The organism is Streptomyces sp. NPDC086549 (assembly GCF_044746205.1).
GTDB lineage: Bacteria > Actinomycetota > Actinomycetes > Streptomycetales > Streptomycetaceae > Streptomyces.
This window is the reverse complement of sequence record NZ_JBIVBS010000012.1, coordinates 311,708-332,643: the sequence shown is the minus strand read 5'-3', so window position 1 is coordinate 332,643 and position 20,936 is coordinate 311,708. Positions and strand designations below refer to the sequence as shown.

16 protein-coding genes are annotated in these 20,936 nt (G+C 70.8%); 14 read left to right on the top strand and 2 right to left on the bottom strand.

What is annotated here, in order from left to right; all coding sequences use genetic code 11:
- Nucleotides 1-242 precede the first annotated feature (242 nt).
- Nucleotides 243-2,102, top strand: coding sequence for an NAD-binding protein (locus ACIPSA_RS33255; RefSeq protein WP_402641280.1), 1,860 nt, complete (start codon nucleotides 243-245; stop codon nucleotides 2,100-2,102).
- Between the two features lie 18 nt (nucleotides 2,103-2,120).
- On the opposite strand, the gene ACIPSA_RS33250 is transcribed toward ACIPSA_RS33255, so the two are convergent.
- Nucleotides 2,121-2,627 carry a hypothetical protein gene (locus ACIPSA_RS33250; protein WP_402641278.1) on the bottom strand — a complete coding sequence of 169 codons (507 nt, stop codon included), beginning with the start codon at nucleotides 2,625-2,627 and terminating at the stop codon, nucleotides 2,121-2,123.
- Nucleotides 2,628-2,903: 276 nt separating this feature from the next.
- Between ACIPSA_RS33250 and ACIPSA_RS33245 the strand changes: the two genes are divergently transcribed.
- The 7 genes from ACIPSA_RS33245 to ACIPSA_RS33215 all read left to right on the top strand — a co-directional run bounded on the left by ACIPSA_RS33245 (nucleotide 2,904) and on the right by ACIPSA_RS33215 (nucleotide 12,798).
- On the top strand, nucleotides 2,904-4,745 hold the full coding sequence (locus tag ACIPSA_RS33245) for an APC family permease (RefSeq protein WP_402641275.1): 1,842 nt from the start codon (nucleotides 2,904-2,906) through the stop codon (nucleotides 4,743-4,745).
- Between the two features lie 256 nt (nucleotides 4,746-5,001).
- Nucleotides 5,002-5,091 (top strand): K(+)-transporting ATPase subunit F, encoded by a 90-nt coding sequence (kdpF, locus tag ACIPSA_RS33240; protein WP_016434100.1) that lies wholly within the window; start codon nucleotides 5,002-5,004, stop codon nucleotides 5,089-5,091.
- Nucleotides 5,092-5,099: 8 nt separating this feature from the next.
- Nucleotides 5,100-6,764 carry a potassium-transporting ATPase subunit KdpA gene (gene kdpA, locus ACIPSA_RS33235; RefSeq protein ID WP_402641272.1) on the top strand — a complete coding sequence of 555 codons (1,665 nt, stop codon included), beginning with the start codon at nucleotides 5,100-5,102 and terminating at the stop codon, nucleotides 6,762-6,764.
- On the top strand, nucleotides 6,761-8,896 hold the full coding sequence (gene kdpB, locus ACIPSA_RS33230) for a potassium-transporting ATPase subunit KdpB (protein ID WP_402641269.1): 2,136 nt from the start codon (nucleotides 6,761-6,763) through the stop codon (nucleotides 8,894-8,896). Before kdpA (ACIPSA_RS33235) ends, kdpB (ACIPSA_RS33230) begins: the two co-directional genes overlap by 4 nt.
- Before the next feature lie 5 nt (nucleotides 8,897-8,901).
- A complete protein-coding gene (locus tag ACIPSA_RS33225; RefSeq protein ID WP_402641266.1) occupies nucleotides 8,902-9,570 on the top strand; it encodes a potassium-transporting ATPase subunit C in 669 nt (222 codons plus the stop codon).
- Nucleotides 9,570-10,253, top strand: a complete 684-nt coding sequence (locus ACIPSA_RS33220) for a response regulator (protein WP_402641263.1) — start codon at nucleotides 9,570-9,572, stop codon at nucleotides 10,251-10,253. The genes ACIPSA_RS33225 and ACIPSA_RS33220 overlap by 1 nt, the downstream gene beginning before the upstream one ends.
- A 1-nt stretch (nucleotide 10,254) precedes the next feature.
- Nucleotides 10,255-12,798: an ATP-binding protein gene (locus tag ACIPSA_RS33215; protein ID WP_402641261.1), complete on the top strand. Its 2,544-nt coding sequence runs from the start codon at nucleotides 10,255-10,257 to the stop codon at nucleotides 12,796-12,798.
- 537 nt (nucleotides 12,799-13,335) lie between these two features.
- On the opposite strand, the gene ACIPSA_RS33210 is transcribed toward ACIPSA_RS33215, so the two are convergent.
- Entirely contained in the window at nucleotides 13,336-13,899 is a 564-nt protein-coding gene (locus ACIPSA_RS33210; RefSeq protein WP_402641258.1) for a universal stress protein, read from the bottom strand.
- Between the two features lie 328 nt (nucleotides 13,900-14,227).
- Here ACIPSA_RS33210 and ACIPSA_RS33205 point away from each other — a divergent pair, with 328 nt between their 5' ends.
- The 6 genes from ACIPSA_RS33205 to kdpA (ACIPSA_RS33180) all read left to right on the top strand — a co-directional run bounded on the left by ACIPSA_RS33205 (nucleotide 14,228) and on the right by kdpA (ACIPSA_RS33180) (nucleotide 20,837).
- Complete coding sequence (locus tag ACIPSA_RS33205; RefSeq protein ID WP_402641255.1) at nucleotides 14,228-14,581, top strand: SAV_915 family protein; 354 nt, start codon at nucleotides 14,228-14,230, stop codon at nucleotides 14,579-14,581.
- A gap of 17 nt (nucleotides 14,582-14,598) precedes the next feature.
- Nucleotides 14,599-15,933 carry a diaminopimelate decarboxylase gene (gene lysA / locus ACIPSA_RS33200; protein WP_402641252.1) on the top strand — a complete coding sequence of 445 codons (1,335 nt, stop codon included), beginning with the start codon at nucleotides 14,599-14,601 and terminating at the stop codon, nucleotides 15,931-15,933.
- A 104-nt stretch (nucleotides 15,934-16,037) separates the two neighbouring features.
- Nucleotides 16,038-16,127, top strand: a complete 90-nt coding sequence (gene kdpF, locus ACIPSA_RS33195) for a K(+)-transporting ATPase subunit F (RefSeq protein WP_402641250.1) — start codon at nucleotides 16,038-16,040, stop codon at nucleotides 16,125-16,127.
- Nucleotides 16,127-18,292 carry a potassium-transporting ATPase subunit KdpB gene (kdpB, locus tag ACIPSA_RS33190; RefSeq protein WP_402641248.1) on the top strand — a complete coding sequence of 722 codons (2,166 nt, stop codon included), beginning with the start codon at nucleotides 16,127-16,129 and terminating at the stop codon, nucleotides 18,290-18,292. The genes kdpF (ACIPSA_RS33195) and kdpB (ACIPSA_RS33190) overlap by 1 nt, the downstream gene beginning before the upstream one ends.
- A 2-nt stretch (nucleotides 18,293-18,294) precedes the next feature.
- Nucleotides 18,295-19,182 carry a potassium-transporting ATPase subunit C gene (locus tag ACIPSA_RS33185; RefSeq protein ID WP_402641245.1) on the top strand — a complete coding sequence of 296 codons (888 nt, stop codon included), beginning with the start codon at nucleotides 18,295-18,297 and terminating at the stop codon, nucleotides 19,180-19,182.
- Between the two features lie 5 nt (nucleotides 19,183-19,187).
- Nucleotides 19,188-20,837, top strand: coding sequence for a potassium-transporting ATPase subunit KdpA (kdpA, locus tag ACIPSA_RS33180; RefSeq protein WP_402641242.1), 1,650 nt, complete (start codon nucleotides 19,188-19,190; stop codon nucleotides 20,835-20,837).
- Nucleotides 20,838-20,936 lie beyond the last annotated feature (99 nt).

Here is a 20,936-nt window from a genome sequence, read left to right as displayed (position 1 = left end):
CGCGGCCGGCCCGAGGGCGAGATCGAGCCGCGGGCGTACGGCAATGGGCACTACCTCGGCCGCTTCATGCTCACCCCGGGGCCGGTGCGCAGGGGCCGGCGAGGCCTTCTTGGCATGTTCTTGACGCATTCTTGAAGCCGGTCCGGTGCCCGGCCGGAACCGGCCTCGTGACTCATACCGTTCAGCCTGATGTGACATCAACCCTCCCCATACGCACGGAGCCCGGGCAGAGAGCACAACACATGGTGATCTGCGGCGACGACGGACTCGCGCACCGGCTCGCCGTCGAACTCGACGCCGTGTGCGGTGAGATCGTCACCGTCGTGCTGCCGTCCGGGAGCGACGAGCACGGCGCGGAGATCGCCGCGCTGCACCGTGACCCCGACTCGTCGGTGGAACTGTACGTCTCCGCGCGGCCCAACGAGCGGACCCTGCGCGCGGCGGGCGTCGAACGGGCCGCCGCGCTCGCCCTCACCTACCGCGACGACCAGGTGAACATGACTGCGGCCCTGCTGGCCCGCACCATCAACCCCTCCGTCCGGCTGGTCGTCCGCATGTTCGACCGCGAGCGTGGCCGTCATCTGGAGCGGCTGCTCGACCGTGCGGCGGGACTCTGCGACGACGCGGCCCGGGACACCTCCACCACGGTGCTCTCCGACGCCGACACCGCCGTACCGGAACTGGTCGCCGCAGCCGCGGTGGGGCACGGCCACACCCTCCAGGTCCAGGGCAAGGTCTTTCGCGGTGTCGTACGGCCCGCGGGCACACCGCCCCACTCCACCGAGCTGGCCACCCTCGCCGTGTTGTCCGGCGCCCACCAGGACGACCCGGCGAGCCAGGACAGCCCCGAGACGCCCGGGGAGGACGGCACCCAGCTGCTGCCTGACACCCGCACCGCCTACCACGGTCAGTTCACGCACGGCCGGCTGACGCTGGAGGAGGTCACCCCCCACGCACCCCAACAGACGGCCCGCACCCGGCGCTTCCATCCCCGCAACTGGCTGCGGTCGCGGCTCGCGCACCTGCCGTGGAAGGTGTTCCTCTCCCAACAACTCGCCGCTGTCTACGGGTCGTTGGCTGCGGTCGTGGTCGCGCTGTCGACCGCCACCGCGCTCTTCGCCGACGAGCACCCGTGGTGGAAGAACGTCTACCTGCCGCTGCTGGACATCTTCACCATGGGCGACCCGGCCACCGACGAGCCCGTCGCCCGGCGCGTGCTTCAGCTGATCGCCGGCTTCGTGGGCCTCGCCGTGCTCCCGCTCGTCATCGCCGCGACCACGACCGCCACCGAGGCCTTTCGCAGCGCCTCGGCCACCCATCCGCCCGACGACGACGTGAACGGCCACATCGTTCTGGTCGGCCTCGGCATGGTCGGCACCCGGGTGCTGCACCGCCTGCGGACCACCGGCCACCAGGTGGTGGCCATCGAGCGCGACCCACAGGCCCGCGGCATCGCCCTGGCCCGCGAACTCGGCGTCCCGCTCATCCTGGAGGACGCCACCGCCCCCGGCGTCCTCGACCTCGCCCGCATCGGACACAGCCGTTCGCTGCTCGTCCTCACCCGTGACGACGGACAGAACCTCGACATCGTCATGGCCGTCCGGGAGACCAACCCCGCCGCGCGGGTGGTGATGCGGCTGTACGACGACGACTTCGCCGCGACCGTGCAGCGCACTCTGCGCGCCTCCTACCCCGACGCGCTGACCCGCAGCCGCAGCGTCTCCGCGCTCGCCGCGCCCTCCTTCGCCGCCGCCATGATGGGCCGCCATGTGCTCGGGGTGATGCCGGTGGAGCGGGGCTCGTTGCTGTTCACCTGCGTGGACGTGGCCGGGCACCCCGAGTTGGAGGGGCGGTCCGTGTACGAGGCGTTCCGGGCGAACGAGTGGCGGGTGCTGGCCGTGGGCGCGGCCGCAGGACCGGTGCCGTCGTCCGCCATGGACACCCTCACCGGGCTCCGCGCCGACCCGCAGGGCTTCGACTGGCGTCCCGGGCCGGGCCGGGTGCTGCGGGCGGGCGACCGGGTGGTCCTGGCGACGACGCGGCGCGGCCTCGACATCCTCATGACGGGGGTGCAGCCGCATTCGACGGGGCGGCGCGGCTGACGGGCTGCGGGGGAGCGGCTACTCCAGGCCGGACGCCCGGAACACGCTCAGTGCCGTCTCCCGGTCGATGCGTTCCCCGATGCGGCGCAGCGCGGTCGTCCCACACGTCAGGGTCCCGGCCGCGGCCGACCTCCGGGCGTCCTCTGCGAGGCGGAACCACAGGTCCGGGTTGTTCACGAGGACCTGAGGGTCGATCTCGACGCGGTCGCCGAAGGCGTCCCGCAGGAGCAGCCGCCGGGAGACCCCGTCCAGGCAGCGCACGGACACCAGTACGTCGGTGCGGACCCGCCGGGTGCGCAGCGGGCGGCGGCAGGCGAGCCAGCCCTCACCCGCCGAGACCCGGGCCGGGAACAGGACCAGGAACAGCACCAGCGCGAGCGTGACCCACAGGGTGCCGCGCGACCAGGTGAGCCGGCCCGTGCCCCAGTCGATCAGGAACAGCATGCCGAGCAGCATGCCGGAGCACCGGACCGAGCTGTACAGATCCTCGGCCCAGCGGTGGTCGTACAGCACGCGGTGCTCCATGCGCCCGAGCGTAGGGACCTCGGCAGCCTGGACAACACGGCTTCGCCGCGCCTTGACGCGACTCTGATGGGCCCGCCCCCGTTCTTGACGCCGGCACGGCGAAGGCGGGCGTTCGCCCACGTCACACTCCCGTCAAGGCCACGTCAAGGTCGCGGGGTTCGGCGCGAAGAACGCGCAAGGAGCCGCGGGAGTCGGCCGGATCGGGACAGACCCTTGGTGCACCGCGCTCGGCCCTCCGCGCGCGGCCGTTCGTCCCGTATTAAGGAGCACCCGCCCATGTCCGTACTGACCGTCGAACCGGGCGCCGTCCCCGCCGGCGAGGAGCCGCCCGACACCGGCGAGCAGCACCGCCTCACCGCCGTCACCGGCCTTGCCGCGCTGTCGCTGGACGCGATGGCCTCGGTGGCCTACGGCCCCGAGGCCATCGTGCTCGTCCTGGCGGCGTCCGGCGCCCACGGACTGGGCTTCACGCTCCCCGTCACCCTGGCCATCGCCGCCCTGCTGGCGGTACTGGTCGCCTCCTACCGGCAGGTGATCGCGGCCTTCCCGGACGGCGGCGGCTCCTACGCGGTCGCCAAGACGCACCTGGGCGCACGCACCAGCCTGGTCGCGGCCGCCTCCCTGGTCCTGGACTACGTCCTGAACGTCGCCGTCGCCGTCACGGCCGGCGTGGCCGCCCTGACCTCCGCCTTCCCGGGCCTGTACGACAACCGGCTGTGGCTCTGCCTGGCGGTCCTCGTGCTGATCACGGCGGTCAATCTGCGGGGCATAGTCGAGTCGGCCAAGGCGTTCATCGCGCCGACCGTCGTGTTCGTCGGCTCCATCTTCGTGTTGATCGTCGTGGGCCTGTTCCGGACCTCGCCGGCGAGCACCGCCACCGCGGCCGGACACGCCTCGGTCGTCGCGGACAACGCCACGACCGTGGGCGCCCTGCTCCTGCTGAAAGCTTTTGCCTCCGGGTGCAGCGCCCTGACCGGCGTCGAGGCCATCGCCAACGCCGTCCCCTCCTTCCGTGTCCCGCGCGCCAAGCGCGCCCAACGTGCGGAGGTCGCCCTCGGCGCCGTGCTCGGCGCGATGCTCATCGGGCTGTCGGTGCTGATCTCCCGCTTCCACCTCCAGCCGGTCGAGGGCGTCACCGTCCTCGCCCAGCTCGCGGACGCCTCACTCGGCCACAACTGGGCCTTCTACGTGATCCAGTTCGCCACCGTGATCCTGCTGGCACTGTCCGCGAACACCTCCTTCGGAGGCCTCCCGGTGCTGCTGAAGCTGCTCGCCCGGGACAACTACCTGCCGCACGTGTTCGCGCTGAAGGCCGACCGCCAGGTCCACCGTCACGGCGTGCTCGCCCTCGCCGTGGTCTCCGCCGCGCTGCTCGTCTTCTCCGGCGGTGACACCAACACCCTCGTGCCACTGTTCGCCATCGGCGTCTTCGTCGGCTTCACCATCGCCCAGGTGGGCATGGTCCGGCACTGGCGACTGGAGCGCAGCCCCGGCTGGCGCGGCAAGGCGCTGCTCAATGGCTTCGGCGCCGTCCTGACCGGCGTCTCCACGGTCGTGGTCACCGCGAGCAAGTTCACCGAGGGCGCCTGGCTGATCGTGGTCACGCTGCCGCTGCTGGTCGCCGCCTTCGTCGCCGTGCACCGCGCCTACGCCCGCATCGGCGAGCGTCTGGGCCTGGGCCGCATCCCCGAGGCCCCCCACCGGGAGCGGTCGGTCGTGATCGTGCCCGTCTCCTCCCTCTCCCGTCTCACCTCCGAGGCCCTGAGCGCCGCCGCCTCCCTCGGCGACGAGGTCCGTGCGGTCACCGTCTGCCACCCCGACCCCGAGGACCGCGCGCAGCTGCATGCCCTGGAGCGCGCCTGGGCCGAGTGGGACCCCGGGGTGCCGCTGGTCCGGCTGGCGTGCGAGCGCCGCAGCCTGGGGCGCCCCATCGCCGCGTACGTCCGTGAGGTCACGGCGGCGGAGCCGGCCACCCAGGTCACCGTGCTGATCCCGGAGACCGAGCCGGAGCGGCTGTGGCAGCGCCTGCTGCAGAACCAGCGCGGTGCCGTCGTCGCCCATGCGGTGCGGCGGGAGACCGACGCGGTGATCTGCAGGCTGCGGTTCCGGCTGTTCTGACGAATTCCGGGCTCGGACGGCTGCCTCTGCTCGCAGGTCACCGCAGGCGCCGTAAGAGTCCCGTCAAAGGCGTAAACGCTGCCGTAAGGGACCCGTCAACGGCAGTCGATTCCAGCCAGAAGCGCGGTTTCCTTTAGCAGTCCTAGTCCAACCGAACCTCATCCCAGGAGTTCACGATGGCCGATCTGGCCTTCGTCGTCACCACGATCGCGGTCTTCGCGCTGGTGGCTCTCGTCGCCAAGGGGGTGACGAAGCTGTGACCGCCGAGAACATCGTCGGCCTCGTCGTGGCCGTCGCCCTGCTGGGCTATCTCGTCCTCGCCCTGATCTTCCCGGAGAGGTTCTGAGCCACGACATGGGTCCCGTACTTGCCGGCTTCCTCCAGCTGCTCGCCCTCATAGCGGCGCTGGCGCTCGCCTACGTCCCCCTTGGCAACTACATGGCCAAGGTCTACTCCTCCGACAAGCACTGGCGCGTCGAGAAGTGGATCTACAAGGGCATCGGTGCCAACCCCGACACGGAGATGCGCTGGCCCGCCTACCTGCGCGGCGTCCTCGCCTTCTCCGCCGTCAGCGTCCTCTTCCTCTACCTGCTGCAGCGGATCCAGGGTTCCCTGCCCGGCTCGCTCGGCTTCAAGGCGATCGATGCGGATCAGGCGTTCAACACCGCCGCGTCCTTCGTGACCAACACCAACTGGCAGTCGTACTACGGCGAGCAGGCCATGGGCCACGTCGTGCAGACCGCCGGCCTGGCCGTCCAGAACTTCGTCTCCGCGGCCGTCGGCATCGCCGTCGCCGTGGCGCTGGTGCGCGGCTTCGCGCGCTCGCGCACCGGTGAGCTGGGCAACTTCTGGTCCGACCTGGTGCGCGGCACGATCCGCATCCTGGTGCCGCTCTCCGTCGTCGCCGCGGTGGTTCTGGTGGCGTGCGGTGCGATCCAGAACTTCTCCGGGATCCACGAGGTCGGGCAGTTCATGGGCGGCTCGCAGCAGTGGAACGGCGGCGCGGTCGCCTCGCAGGAGGCGATCAAGGAGGTGGGCACCAACGGTGGCGGTTACTTCAACGCCAACAGCGCTCACCCGTTCGAGAACCCCACCCCGTTCACCAACCTGTTCGAGATCTTCCTGCTCCTGGTGATCCCGTTCGCGCTGACCCGCACGTTCGGCATCATGGTCGGCTCGGTCAGGCAGGGCTACGCGATCCTCGCGACCATGGCCACCATCTGGGTCGGCTTCACCGCGCTGATGATGTGGACCGAGTTCGCCCACCACGGCCCGGCGTTCCAGATCGCCGGCGGTGCGATGGAGGGCAAGGAGCAGCGCTTCGGTGTCGGCTCCTCGTCGATCTTCGCGGTGTCGACCACCCTGACCTCGACGGGTGCGGTGGACTCCTTCCACTCCTCGTTCACCGGGCTTGGCGGCGGCATCACCATCCTGAGCATGCAGCTCGGTGAGATCGCGCCCGGTGGTACGGGCTCCGGCCTCTACGGCATGCTGATCATGGCGGTCATCGCGGTGTTCATCGCCGGTCTGATGGTCGGCCGTACGCCCGAGTACCTGGGCAAGAAGATCGGCTCGCGCGAGATCAAGCTGGCGGCCTGCTACATCCTGATCACTCCGGCGCTGGTGCTCATCTTCACCGCGTTCGCGATGGCGCTGCCGACCCCGGCGAACTCGATGACGAACAGCGGGGCGCACGGGTTCTCCGAGATCCTTTACGCCTACTCCTCGGGCGCGAACAACAACGGTTCGGCGTTCGCGGGTCTGAACGCGGACACGCAGTGGTTCAACAGCACGATCGGCATCGCGATGCTGCTCGGCCGCTTCCTGCCGATGGTGTTCGTCCTGGCGCTGGCCGGCTCGCTCGCCGAGCAGAAGCCGGTCCCGGCGACCGCGGGCACCCTGCGCACCGAGAAGCCGCTGTTCACCGGTCTGCTGGTGGGCGCGATCCTGATCATCACCGGGCTGACCTACTTCCCGGCCCTCGCTCTGGGTCCGCTGGCCGAGGGGCTGGCGTCATGACCACTCGTATAGAGAAGCAAGAGGACTCGATGTCCACAGCCACCCCGACCCGGGCGCCGCACAGCGACGTACCCACCGGGCACAAGCCCGCCGAAGGACGCGTCGGCGCGGGCCTCTTCGACCCCAAGCAGCTGGTCAAGTCGCTGCCGGACGCCTTCCGCAAGCTCGACCCGCGGGTGATGATCAAGTCGCCCGTGATGTTCGTGGTGTGGATCGGATCGGTGCTGACCACGGTCTTCTCCTTCAAGGACCCGGGCGACTGGTTCGGCTGGGCGATCAGCGCCTGGCTGTGGCTGACCGTGATCTTCGCCAACCTGGCGGAGGCCGTCGCCGAGGGCCGCGGCAAGGCGCAGGCCGACACCCTGCGCAAGGCCAAGACCGACACCGTCGCGCGCCGGTTGCTCAAGGACGGCTCCGAGGAGCAGGTCCCGGGCACCGACCTGAAGATCGGTGACCTGGTCGTCTGCGAAGCGGGCGACATCATCCCGGGTGACGGTGACGTCGTCGAGGGTGTCGCCTCGGTCGACGAGTCGGCGATCACGGGTGAGTCGGCCCCGGTCATCCGCGAGTCCGGCGGCGACCGCTCGGCGGTCACCGGCGGTACCAAGGTCCTGTCCGACCGCATCGTCATCAAGATCACGACGAAGCCGGGCGAGACCTTCATCGACCGGATGATCAACCTCGTCGAGGGTGCGGCCCGGCAGAAGACGCCGAACGAGATCGCGCTGAACATCCTGCTCGCGTCCCTGACGATCGTCTTCCTGCTCGCGGTGGCCACCCTGCCGCCGTTCGCCGACTACGCCGGCACCCACCTGACGATGGTCGTGCTGGTCGCATTGCTGGTCTGCCTCATCCCGACCACGATCGGCGCCCTGCTCTCCGCGATCGGTATCGCGGGCATGGACAGGCTGGTCCAGCGCAACGTCCTGGCGATGTCCGGCCGCGCGGTCGAGGCTGCCGGTGACGTCTCCACGCTGCTGCTCGACAAGACGGGCACCATCACCCTCGGCAACCGGCAGGCCGCCGAGTTCGTGCCGGTGCGCGGGACGACCGACGCCGAGGTCGCCGACGCCGCCCAGCTCTCCTCGCTGGCCGACGAGACGCCCGAGGGCCGCTCCATCGTCGTACTGGCGAAGGAAAAGTACGGCCTGCGCGAGCGCCACCAGGGCGAGCTGGCGCATGCCGAGTGGATCGCCTTCACCGCCCAGACCCGTATGTCGGGTGTGGACGTCGACGGACGCAAGATCCGCAAGGGCGCGGCCGGTTCGGTCATCGCCTGGGTGAAGGAGCAGGGCGGCACCGTCGCGGAGGACGCGGACGGCATCGCCAACCGCATCTCCGAGGCCGGTGGTACCCCGCTGCTGGTCGCCGTCAGGGATGACGCGGGCGCCCGCGTCCTTGGCGTCATCCACCTCAAGGACGTCGTCAAGGAGGGCATGCGCGAGCGGTTCGACGAGCTGCGCCGCATGGGCATCAAGACCGTCATGATCACGGGCGACAACCCGCTGACGGCCAAGGCGATCGCCGAGGAGGCGGGCGTCGACGACTTCCTCGCGGAGGCCACTCCCGAGGACAAGATGGCGCTCATCAAGCGGGAGCAGGCGGGCGGCAAGCTGGTCGCGATGACCGGTGACGGCACCAACGACGCGCCCGCGCTGGCCCAGGCGGACGTCGGCGTGGCGATGAACACGGGTACGTCGGCCGCCAAGGAGGCCGGCAACATGGTCGACCTCGACTCCAACCCGACCAAGCTCATCGAGATCGTCGAGATCGGCAAGCAGCTCCTCATCACGCGAGGTGCGCTGACCACGTTCTCCATCGCCAACGACGTGGCGAAGTACTTCGCGATCATCCCGGCGCTGTTCGCGGCGGTCTACCCGGGCCTGGACAAGCTGAACATCATGGCGCTGTCCTCGCCGGACTCGGCGATCCTGTCCGCCGTCATCTTCAACGCGCTGATCATCATCGCGCTGGTGCCGCTGTCCCTGAAGGGCGTGCAGTACCGGCCGGTGAGCGCCGACAAGTTGCTCCGCCGCAACCTCACGATCTACGGCATCGGCGGACTGATCGCCCCCTTCATCGGCATCAAGATCATCGACATGCTCATCTCCCTCATCCCCGGGATCGGCTGACCGCCATGAACAACTCCGTTTCCAACACCCTCCGGTTGCTCGGGGCGGGCCTGCGCGCCCTCCTCGTGCTGACCCTGGTGACGGGCGTCATCTACCCGCTGGTCGTCACCGGCATCGCCCAGGGGCTGTTCAACGACAAGGCGAACGGCTCCGAGATCAAGGCGGACGGCAAGGTCGTCGGCTCCTCGCTCATCGGCCAGGCGTACAACCTGCCGCTGAAGAAGGGTCAGGAGACGCCGGAGCCCGACCTGAAGTGGTTCCAGGGCCGCCCGCAGAACGGCCTCGGCGTCAACAGCGTCAACACCCAGTACAAGCTGATCCTGTCCGGCGCCACCAACCGTTCCGGTGACAACGCCGACCTGATCAAGTGGGTCAAGGACGCCAAGGCCGCGGTCATCAAGGACAACTCGGTGGCCGGCTACACGGTCAAGCCCGCCGAGGTCCCCGCCGACGCGGTGACCTCCTCCGGCTCCGGCCTGGACCCCGACATCTCCCCGCAGTACGCGCAGATCCAGGTCCACCGGGTCGCCGAGAAGAACAACATCCCCGTCGACAAGGTGGAGAAGCTCGTGAAGGACCACACCGAGGGCCGCACCCTCGGCTTCATGGGCGAGCCCCGCGTGAACGTCCTCGAACTCAACATCGCGCTCAAGGAACTGATCAAGGGCAACTGATGACCCGGGTGCTGGTCGTGGAAGACGACCCACAGCTCGTACGGGCACTCGTGATCAACATGCAGGCACGCCAGTACGGAGTGGACGCGGCGCCCGACGGCGCCACGGCCCTCCGGCTGGCGGCCGCGCGTCAGCCGGACGTGGTGATGCTCGACCTCGGACTGCCCGACATGGACGGGGTCGACGTCATCAAGGCACTGCGCGGCTGGACCCGCGTACCGATCCTGGTGCTGTCGGCCCGTCGGGCGTCCGACGAGAAGGTCGCCGCGCTCGACGCGGGGGCCGACGACTACATCACCAAGCCGTTCAGCATGGACGAGCTCATGGCCCGGCTGCGGGCCGCCGTACGCCGCACCGAGGACGCTCCCCTCGCCCCCGAGACGACGCGGGTGGAGACGGACGATTTCACCATCGATCTGCTCGCCAAGAAGGCGGTCCGGGGCGGACGCGACGTACGTCTCACCCCCACCGAGTGGCATCTGCTGGAGATCCTGGTCACCAACCCGGGCCGGCTCATCACGCAGAAGCACCTATTGAGAGAGGTGTGGGGCGTGTCACAGAGCAACAAGTCCAACTACCTGCGGGTTTACATGGCCCAGCTCCGCCGCAAACTGGAGGCGGACCCCTCACATCCCCGCTATCTGATCACCGAGCCCGGCATGGGCTACCGCTTCGAAGGATGACATGGCACGCGGCAGACTCCGGATCTACCTCGGTGCGGCACCCGGCGTCGGCAAGACCTACGCGATGCTGTCCGAGGCGCATCGGCGGACAGAGCGGGGCACCGACTGCGTGGTGGCCTTCGTGGAGCACCACAACCGGCCGCGCACCGAGGTGATGCTGCACGGCCTGGAGCAGGTCCCGCGCAAGGAACTGGAGTACCGCGGCGCCGTCTTCACCGAGATGGACATCGACGCCGTCCTCGCTCGCCATCCGCAGGTCGCCCTCGTCGACGAGCTGCCGCACACCAACATCCCCGGATCCCGCAACGCCAAGCGCTGGCAGGACGTGGAGGAGCTCCTGGCCGCCGGGATCGACGTGATCTCGACGGTCAACATCCAGCACCTGGAGTCGCTGGGCGACGTCGTGGAATCGATCACCGGCGTACGGCAGCAGGAGACCGTCCCCGACGAGGTCGTTCGGCGGGCGGACCAGATCGAACTCGTCGACATGTCGCCACAGGCGCTGCGGCGACGGATGGCGCACGGCAACATCTACAAGCCCGACAAGGTCGACGCGGCGCTGTCCAACTACTTCCGGCCGGGCAACCTCACCGCCCTGCGGGAGCTGGCCCTGCTGTGGGTCGCCGACCGCGTCGACGAGTACCTGAACGAGTACCGCAGCGAGCACCAGGTCTCCAAGATCTGGGGCTCGCGGGAGCGGATCGTGGTCGGCCTGACCGGAGGCCCCGAGGGACGGACGCTGATCCGCCGGGCCGCCCGCCTCGCCGAGAAGGGCGCCGGCGGCGAGGTGCTCGCCGTCTACATCTCCCGCAGCGACGGCCTGACTTCCGCCTCCCCGAAGGAACTCGCCGTCCAGCGCACGCTCGTCGAGGACCTCGGCGGCACCTTCCACCACGTCGTCGGCGACGACATACCGGTCGCTCTGCTCGACTTCGCGCGGGGTGTGAACGCGACCCAGATCGTACTGGGCGTCTCGCGGCGCAAGACGTGGCAGTACGTCTTCGGGCCGGGCGTCGGCGCCACGGTCGCCCGGGAATCGGGACCCGACCTCGACGTCCACCTGATCACGCACGACGAGGCCGGCAAGGGGCGCGGACTGCCCGTGGCCAGGGGCGCGCGGCTCGGACGCGCCCGGATCATCTGGGGCTGGCTGGTCGGCGTGCTGGGCCCCGCCCTGCTCACGCTCCTGCTGACCAGCGCGGCCCCCTCGGTCGGCCTCGCCAACGACATGCTGCTGTTCCTGTCGCTGACGGTGGCGGCGGCACTCCTCGGCGGTCTCGTCCCGGCGCTCACCTCGGCGGTGGTGGGCTCCCTGCTGCTGAACTGGTACTTCACGCCACCCGTCCACACGCTCACGATCGCCGACCCCAAGAACATCGTGGCCATCGCGATATTCGTCGGGGTCGCGGTGTCCGTGGCGTCCGTGGTGGACCTCGCGGCCCGGCGTACGCACCAGGCTGCCCGGCTGCGCGCCGAGTCGGAGATCCTGTCCTACCTCGCGGGCAGCGTGCTGCGTGGCGAGACCGGCCTGGAGGAGCTCCTGGAGCGGGTCCGGGAGACTTTCGGGATGGAGTCCGTCGCCCTCCTGGAGCGGGACAGCGACGTCGCGCCGTGGACCTGCGCGGGCAGCGCGGGGCCCCGGCCGTGCGGGTCACCCGAGGACGCGGACGTGGACATGCCGGTGGGCGACCACATGGCGCTCGCCCTGTCGGGACGCGTGCTGCCGGCCTCCGACCGGCGGGTGCTGGCGGCCTTCGCCGCGCAGGCGGCTGTCGTGCTGGACCGGCAGCGGCTGCAGCAGGAGGCCGACCAGGCCAAGGAGCTGGCCGAGGGCAACCGCATCCGCACGGCGCTGCTGGCCGCCGTCAGCCACGACCTCCGTACGCCCCTCGCCGGTATCAAGGCCGCGGTCTCCTCGCTGCGTTCGGACGACGTCGAGTGGTCGGAGGAGGACCGGGCGGAGCTGCTGGAGGCGATCGAGGCGGGCGCCGACCGGCTGGACCACCTGGTGGGCAACCTGCTCGACATGTCCCGTCTGCAGACCGGCACCGTCACGCCGATCGTCCGCGAGGCCGACCTCGACGAGGTGGTACCGATGGCGCTGGGCGGGGTGCCCGAGGACAGCGTCGAGCTGGACATCCCCGAGACGCTCCCCATGGTCGACGTGGACAAGGGGCTGCTGGAGCGGGTCGTCGCCAACATCGTCGAGAACGCGGTCAAGTACAGTCCCGCGGACACGCCCGTGCTGGTGCGGGCGAGTGCCATCGCCGACCGGGTGGAGGTCCGGGTGATCGACCGCGGGCCGGGCGTCCCCGACGAGGCCAAAGACCGCATCTTCGAGCCCTTCCAGCGCTACGGCGACTCCCCGCGCGGTGCGGGCGTCGGCCTCGGCCTGGCGGTGGCCCGTGGCTTCGCCGAGGCGATGGGCGGCACGCTGAACGCCGAGGACACGCCGGGCGGCGGCCTCACCATGGTGCTGAGCCTGAACCTGGCACCGGGGCGCCGGCCGGAGCGGCCGGATCTGTCCGCCGCGATGACTTCCTGACAGACAGCGGTCGAGCGGCTGTGGGCGGCTCGGGCTCGGCTTCCTGCAAGGGGGCGCGGGCGACGGCGCGGGCGCGTCTGTAGGCGTCGTACTGGCGTGAGTTTGGGATGTGGTGCGTGCGATGGAGGCGCGCCAGCCTGTTCGGCCTGCTCTCGCCGCGGCCGATCCCACACAGGCTCGGGCGCGGTGCCAGGGGCCGGTTTGCGAGCGGCCGGGGGTGTACCGAGGCGGGGCAACAGTCCTGCGGCCGAGATGCCGGGCGCCCGGCGCACGCGCGGTGGTCTCGCTTCGGCCTCCGGCTCCAGGAGGCCGGGGCCGGGGCGTCGGGCTCGGGTCGGTGTCGTGGGGGGGGCGCTGTCGGCTGCCCCGGTGTCTGGAGCCGTTGGGCTCTCGGGCAGCGGACCGGGCGGACCGCTCTGCGCGTGCTCGGGTGCGCCGCTCCATGAGCATGGTCCTGTCGGGGCACCACGCCGTCCGTGTCCCTACTGCCCCGCGGCGGCGGCCGTTCACCAGCGCGCTTCCGTCCGGCCCTCGCCCTCACACGGCAGGCGGCACCGGCTCCTCCTTCAGCAGCTTCCGGGGGTCCATCCGCAACCGCCACGTGTTGCGCCGGTGCACCGCTGCCAGCTCGGTCTCCAGCGGTGACGGCGGGACCGCGAGGACCGGGCAACCGGCGTGGGTGAGGCAGTAGCGGGTGACCCGGCCGGACAACGCGCGGGGGCGGTGGCCGCGGCGGCCGGCACCCACGACCAGGACGTCGTCCTCGCGGGACGCGGTCTCCACCAGCGCCGGGCCGGGGACGCCGCGTACGACGAGGGCGCGCATCGGCAGCCCGGGACCGTCCTCGCCGAAGACCTCGTCGAGCACCGAGACCAGCCGCTGCCCCGCCAGGCGCTGCCACTCGTCGACCATCAGGCTCGCGGCCGGCGAGCGACGGGCCGCGAGCTCTCCGCCGGGCGGCTCCCAGGCCAGTACGGGCCAGAGCTCGGCGTTCCTGTGCCTGGCCTCCGCGGCGGCCCGGCGCAGGGCCGTGACGCTGCCGAGGGATCCGCTCACGCCGACCACGACACGAGCGGTCGCCGAGGCGTCGTAACCGGACATCACTCCACCATTCTTCGTGCGTGCCCACGGAGGCTTCCCGAGGGCGGCCCCGCATGCGGAACCGCTTCCATCACACTCCCGGACGGGCCCGCCGACCAGCCCGGCGACCACTTCTTGGCGCGCCTCTGACGGCCCGTGCCAGGGTCGACGACCTCGGCGTCAGCATCCCGTCAGCGTCACCCCGATCACCGTCAGCATCCCGTCATGAAGCGTCGGAAACCCGGGGCACCCGGGCATAGCGTCGATGTCGAGCCCCGGTCCGCCTCCCCGCGTCCGGGGCACATCAGATCCATTTCACGCACCACCCGGATCCTCCAGGAGGCATCCCATGACAGAACTCTTGTGCGGTGAAGACCCGGAGCCTTCTGATCGCTCCCCGGCCGGGCCACTGTTCGTACCGGTCCGGCCGGGACCAGCGGGGTGTGCGGCACGGCTGTTCCGCACCCCCCTCGGCGACCGCACCGCCGTCGGTTTCACCTCCGTCCGCAAGCTCGCCGCCACCCTCGGCCCCGACCAGACGTGGATCCGCCTCGCCGAGCCCGCGCTGCGCGCGCTGACCGAACCGCTCGGCGTCACCGCCGTCACGATCGACCCTCAGTTCTCGGCACCGGCCCCGTCGCCGGTCAAGCCCGTCAAGCCCGTCAAGCCCGTAGCGCCCGCCGTGGCCCTGCGGATCGCGTGAGAGAGGGGGAGCCCGCGATGACGACTCTGCACGAACCCACCGTCACCACCACCCCGACCGAACTGTCGGTGTGGCCCGCCTCCACCACCGAGCCCCGGCCGGGCGACCTGACCGTGGGCGGCGTACCCCTCGCCGAGGTCGCGGACCGCTTCGGCACCCCCGTATACGTCCTGGACGAGGCCGAGGTCCGCGAACGCTGCCGCACCTACCGGCACGTCTTCCCCGACGCCGAAGTCCTCTACGCGGCCAAGGCGTTCCTGTGCCGGGCCGTGGTCCACTGGATGGAGGAAGAAGGCCTCGGCCTGGACGTCTGCTCGGCCGGCGAGCTGGAACTCGCGGTCACCACGGGGTTCCCGCCCGAGAAGATCGTGCTGCACGGGAACGCCAAGTCCCCGCGTGACCTGGAGACCGCCCTGCGCCTGGGCGTGGGCCGCATCGTGATCGACAGCCCGTCGGAGATCGCCCGGCTGGCCGCGGCCGTCGGCCCCGACGGCCGTCAGAAGGTCATGGTCCGCGTGGTGCCCGGCATCAGCGCCGGCGGCCACGACAAGATCCGCACCGGCACCGAGGACCAGAAGTTCGGCCTGTCCATCCGCGACGGCTACGCCCAGCACGCCATCGCCCGCATACTCGACCAGCCGCAGCTCGAACTCACCGGTCTGCACTGCCACTTGGGCTCACAGATCACCAGCGTCAAGCCGTACCTCGCCGCCGTGCGCCGCATGGTCGGCCTGATGGCCCGCCTCCACGAACAGCACGGCCTGGTCCTGCCCGAACTCGATCTCGGCGGCGGCCACGGCATCGCCTACCGCCCCGGCGAGGAGGCACTCGACCTGACCAGCCTGGCCCGCAAGGTACGCGACGAGCTGACCGGGGCGTGCGCGGCGGCCGGGATCCCCGTGCCCCGCCTGATCATCGAGCCGGGTCGGGCCATCGTGGGTCCGGCGGGCCTCGCCCTCTACCACGTGCTCGCCGTCAAACGCACCGGCGACCACACCTTCGTGGCCGTCGACGGCGGCATGAGCGACAACCCGCGGCCCGCGCTGTACGGCGTCCGCTACGCCCCCCGCATGATCGGCAGGGCCAGCGCGGCGCCCCTCGCCCCGGTGACCGTCGTGGGCCGGCACTGCGAGGCCGGTGACGTCCTCGCCGCCGACGTCGAACTCCCGGACGACGTACGCCCCGGAGACCTGCTCGCCGTCCCCGTGGCCGGCGCCTACCACCTGTCCATGGCCTCCGGCTACAACCTGGTCGGCCGCCCGCCGGTGGCCGCCGTGCACGCGGGCCGTGCCCGCCTCCTGGTGCGCCGGGAGTCCATGGACGACATCCGCAGCAGGGACGTGGGGCTGTAGCCCGCGCCGTCCCCCGAACCACCTCCGGGCGAGCGACGCCCGGCCCTCGCCCGGAGGTGTCCAAGTCCCCATTCCCCATTCTCCGCGAGACGTGTGAGGTGCCGGTGTCGGCCGAGAACATCGTCCAGCTGATCGTCGCGATCGGCCTGCTGGCCTACCTCGTGGTGGCCCTGATCAAACCGGAGCGTTTCTGATGACCGCGCCCGCTCCCGTACGGGAGAGACCCGGCGACGACCTACGACCATCCGAAGCGGGTCCCGCCCGCAGGATCGGCGGCGGTCTGCTCGACCCCAAGCAGCTGTGGCTCGCCCTGCCCGCCGCGCTGCGCAAGCTCAACCCCGTGACCCTGTCCCGCAACCCGGTCATGTTCGTCACCGAGATCGGCGCGGCCCTGACCACGGGCCTCGCGATCGCCCACCCGTCCGGGTTCGGCTGGCTGATCACCGCCTGGCTGTGGCTGACCGTGATCTTCGCGAACCTGGCCGAGGCCATCGCCGAGAGCCGCGGCCGGGCCCAGGCCGACACGCTGCGCGGCATGCGCCGCCAGACCGTCGCCCGCCGGCTCATCGGCTGGGAGCCGGGCGGGGCGGCCGGCTCGTACGTCGAAGAGAGCGTCGGCGCGGGCGAGCTGCGGCGAGGCGACGTCGTGGTCGTCGAGGCGGGGGAGCTCGTCCCTGGCGACGGCGACGTCATCGAGGGTGTGGCCAGCATCGACGAGTCGGCGATCACCGGCGAGTCCGCTCCGGTCATCCGCGAGTCGGGCGGCGACCGCTCGGCCGTCACGGGCGGCACCCGCGCCCTGTCGGACCGCATCGTCGTCCGTGTCACCCAGGAGCCGGGCGAGTCCTTCCTGGACCGGATGATCTCCCTGGTCGAGGGCGCCAACCGGCAGAAGACGCCGAACGAGCTCGCGCTCAACCTGCTGCTGGTCATGATGACCTTCGTCTTCCTGGTCGCGGTCCTCACACTCCAGCCGATGGCGATCTTCTCCAAGGACGTCATGGCTGCCGCCCACGACACCCAGGCGCTCACCGCCGACGGCGTCACCGGCATCGTCCTGGTCTCCCTGCTGGTCTGCCTGATCCCGACGACGATCGGCGGCTTGCTGTCCGCGATCGGCATCGCCGGCATGGACCGGCTGGTGCAACGCAACGTGCTCGCCATGTCGGGGCGCGCGGTCGAGGCCGCCGGTGACGTCAACACGCTGCTGCTCGACAAGACCGGCACCATCACCTACGGCAACCGGCGGGCGAGCGCCCTGCTCCCGCTCGGTTCCGTGACCGGACGCCAACTGGCTGATGCCGCCCTGCTGTCGAGCCTCGCCGACGAGACGCCCGAGGGCCGCTCGATCGTCGACTACGTGCGCGAGCAGTTCGCCCTCGAACTCACCGAGCCCGAGGGCGCCGAGTGGGTGCCCTTCTCCGCCACGACCCGGATGTCCGGAGTGGACCTGCCCGGCGGCATACGGCTGCGCAAGGGTGCGGCCGCCGCGGTCGCGGCCTGGGTCGAGGACAACGGTGGCACCGTCCCGGTGGCCCTGGACGCCTCCGCCGAGCAGGTCTCGGCCTCCGGCGGCACCCCGCTCGCGGTCGCCGAGTGCACCGGCGAGGGCCCCGCCCGGCTGCTCGGAGTCGTCCACCTCAAGGACGTCGTCAAGCCGGGGCTGAAGGACCGCTTCGCCGAACTGCGCCGGATGGGCATCCGCACGGTCATGATCACGGGTGACAACCCGGTCACCGCCCGCGCCATCGCCGAAGAGGCGGGCGTGGACGACTACCTGGCCGAGGCGACCCCCGAGGACAAGCTCGCGCTGATCAAGAAGGAACAGGCCGGAGGCCACCTCGTCGCCATGACCGGCGACGGCACCAACGACGCGCCGGCGCTGGCCCAGGCGGACGCCGGCGTGGCGATGAACACGGGTACGTCGGCCGCCAAGGAGGCCGGCAACATGGTCGACCTCGACTCCGACCCCACGAAGATCATCGACATCGTGGAGATCGGCAAGCAACTCCTGATCACCCGGGGCGCGTTGACCGCGTTCTCCATCGCCAACGACATCGCCAAGTACTTCGCGATCCTCCCGGCGATGTTCGGCGGGGTCTACCCGGCCCTCGACGCGATCAACATCATGCACCTGCATTCGCCGACGTCCGCGATCCTGTCCGCGGTGATCTTCAACGCGGTGATCATCGTCGCGCTGATCCCGCTGGCCCTGCGCGGTGTCCGCTACCGGCCCAGCAGCGCCGACGCCCTGCTCACCCGCAACCTGTGGATCTACGGCATGGGCGGACTGGTCCTGCCCTTCCTCGCGATCAAGTTCATCGACTTCGTCGTAGTCCAGTTCATACCCGGGATCTGACCATGAACTTCCTCTCCAGGATGCCCTCCTGGGTCGGCCACCATCTGGCGGCGATCCGGGTGGTCATCGTGCTCACTCTGGTGCTGGGCCTCGCCTATCCCCTCGGGATGACGGCGCTGGCCCAGGTCCCGGGACTGCGTGACAGCGCCCAGGGCTCGCGGCTCGGCGACTCCGGCAGCAAGCTGATCGGCCAGTCCTTCCTCGACAAGAAGGGCAACCCGATCCCGTACTACTTCCAGCCCCGCCCCTCCAACGCCGGTACCGGGTACGACGCCTCGGCCTCCGCCGCCGGCAACCTCGGCCCGGAGTCGACGGTCGACGTCCTGCCGGTGAAGGGGCAGCCCGACTCCGGCAAGCAGAGCCTGCTCACCCAGGTCTGCGCGCGCAGCAAGGCGGTCGGCGAACTGGAGCACGTCGACGGATCCCGGCCGTACTGCACGCCCGACGGAGTCGGCGCCGTGCTCGGCGTCTTCCGCGACGGCGGCACCACGGGCACGGCCACGCGCGTGGTCAGCCTCGACCAGGCCTGCCCGGCCAAGCCGTTCCTCGCCACCTACGAGGGCGTGACGGTCCGGTGCGCCAAGCCGGGTGAGGACTACGGCAAGGCCGTCGTCACCCCGGTCCGCGGCGACGCGCCCGCCCACCCGAAGGTCCCCGCCGACGCGGTCACCGCGAGCGCGAGCGGCCTCGACCCGCAGATCAGCCCCGCCTACGCGAAGCTCCAGACCCCGCGCGTCGCCCGCGAACGCGGGACGAGCGAGGCCGCCGTACGCAAGCTGATCGACCAGTACACCAGTGGTCGTGGCCTCGGCGTCCTCGGTGAACCCGCCGTGAACGTCGTGGAGCTGAACGCGGCCCTCGACCGCACGCATCCCGTGAAGGGGGCCTGAACCTCATGTACGCCTGGCTCCAGGCCACCCTGATCCTCGCCGTGGTCGTGGGACTCCACGTCCCCCTCGGCGACTACATGGCGCGCGCCCTCGACGGCGGCCCGCACAGACGCGCCGAACGCGCCCTCTACAAGATCTGCGGCGTCGACCCCGACCGCGAACAGGACTGGCGGCACTACCTGTTCGCCCTGCTCGCCTTCAGTCTGGCGAGCATCGCCGCCCTCTTCGCCCTGTTCACCCTCCAGGGCAAGCTGCCCTGGTCCACCGGCCACGAGGGCATGCCCTGGCGACTCGCCCTGCACACCGCCGTCAGCTTCACCACCAACACCAGCTGGCAGAACTACGCGGGCGAGTCCACCACCGGCCACCTCGCGGTGATGGCAGGCCTCGGCGTCCAGGCCTTCGCCTCCGCGGCCGTCGGCATCTGCGCCGCCCTGGCCCTCGTCCGGGGCCTGGTGCGCCGTGACACCGACCGGCTGGGCAACTTCTGGGTGGACCTGATCCGCACGATCTTCCGGGTCATCCTGCCCCTGTCGATCGTCTTCGGTCTGATTCTGATCACTCTCGGCGTCCCGCAGAACCTCGACGGCACCCACACCGTCACCACCGTCGCGGGCGGACAGCAGACGCTCCTCGGCGGCCCGGTCGGCTCGTGGGAGCCGCTGAAGCTGATGTCGGGCGACGGCGGCGGCGTCTTCAACGCCAACAGCGCGCACCCCTTCGAGAACCCGTCGGCGCTCGCCAACGCCATCGAGATCGTGCTGATGCTGCTCATCCCCACCGCCTTCATCCGCACCTACGGCCGGATGATCGGCTCCCTGCGGCAGAGCTGGACGCTGCTCGCGGTCGTCGGCATCCTCTTCGGTCTGCTGCTGGCGGCCGGCAGCCTCGCGCAGGGCGCCCACAACGGCACGGTGACACAGGCCGTCGGCGGACAGTACGAGGGCACCGAAACCCGCTTCGGCGTCCCCGGATCGACGCTCTTCGGTGTGGCGGCCACCGGTTCGGCGGACGGCGCGGCGAACGCGTCGTACGACAGTTTCTCCAGCCTGGGCGGTGGGGTGCTGCTGTCGGCGATGATGCTCGGCGAGATAGCCCCCGGCGGCACCGGCAGTGGTCTGTACGGCCTGATCATGGCCGTGATGATCGCCGTATTCGTCGGCGGTCTCATGGTCGGCCGCACGCCCGAGTACCTGCGCAAGAGGATCGGCTTCCCGGAGATGCGGTACGTCGTCCTGTACGCGCTGGTGGCCCCGACGGCGATCCTCGGCTGCGCGGCGCTCGCGGTGGCCCTCGGCGACGGCCAGTCGTCCATGGGCAACCCGGGGCCGCACGGCCTGACCGAGCTGGTCTACGCCTACACCTCCAACGTCCAGAGCAACGGCAGCGCGATGGCGGGCTTCAACGGCGCCACCGACTTCCACAACCTGCTGATGACCGCGGCGATGCTGATCGGCCGCTATGTGCCGATGGTGTTCCTGCTCGCCCTCGCCGGCCGGCTGGCCCGCCAGCAGCCGGGCGTGGTGACCGTCGGGACGCTCCAGGCCCGCGGCGTCAACTTCGTCGCCCTGGCCGCGGGAGCCGCGCTGATCCTGGCGCTGCTCAACTTCCTGCCGGCCCTGTCCCTGGGGCCGCTTGCGGAGGGACTGCTGTAGAGAATCCCGGGCGGGCCGGTCCTCCCTCACAGCCGACCGACCCGCCCGGGCCCCGCCGGAGGGCGCGCGGACGCCTCCCCGCCGAGACTGGTGCCGACC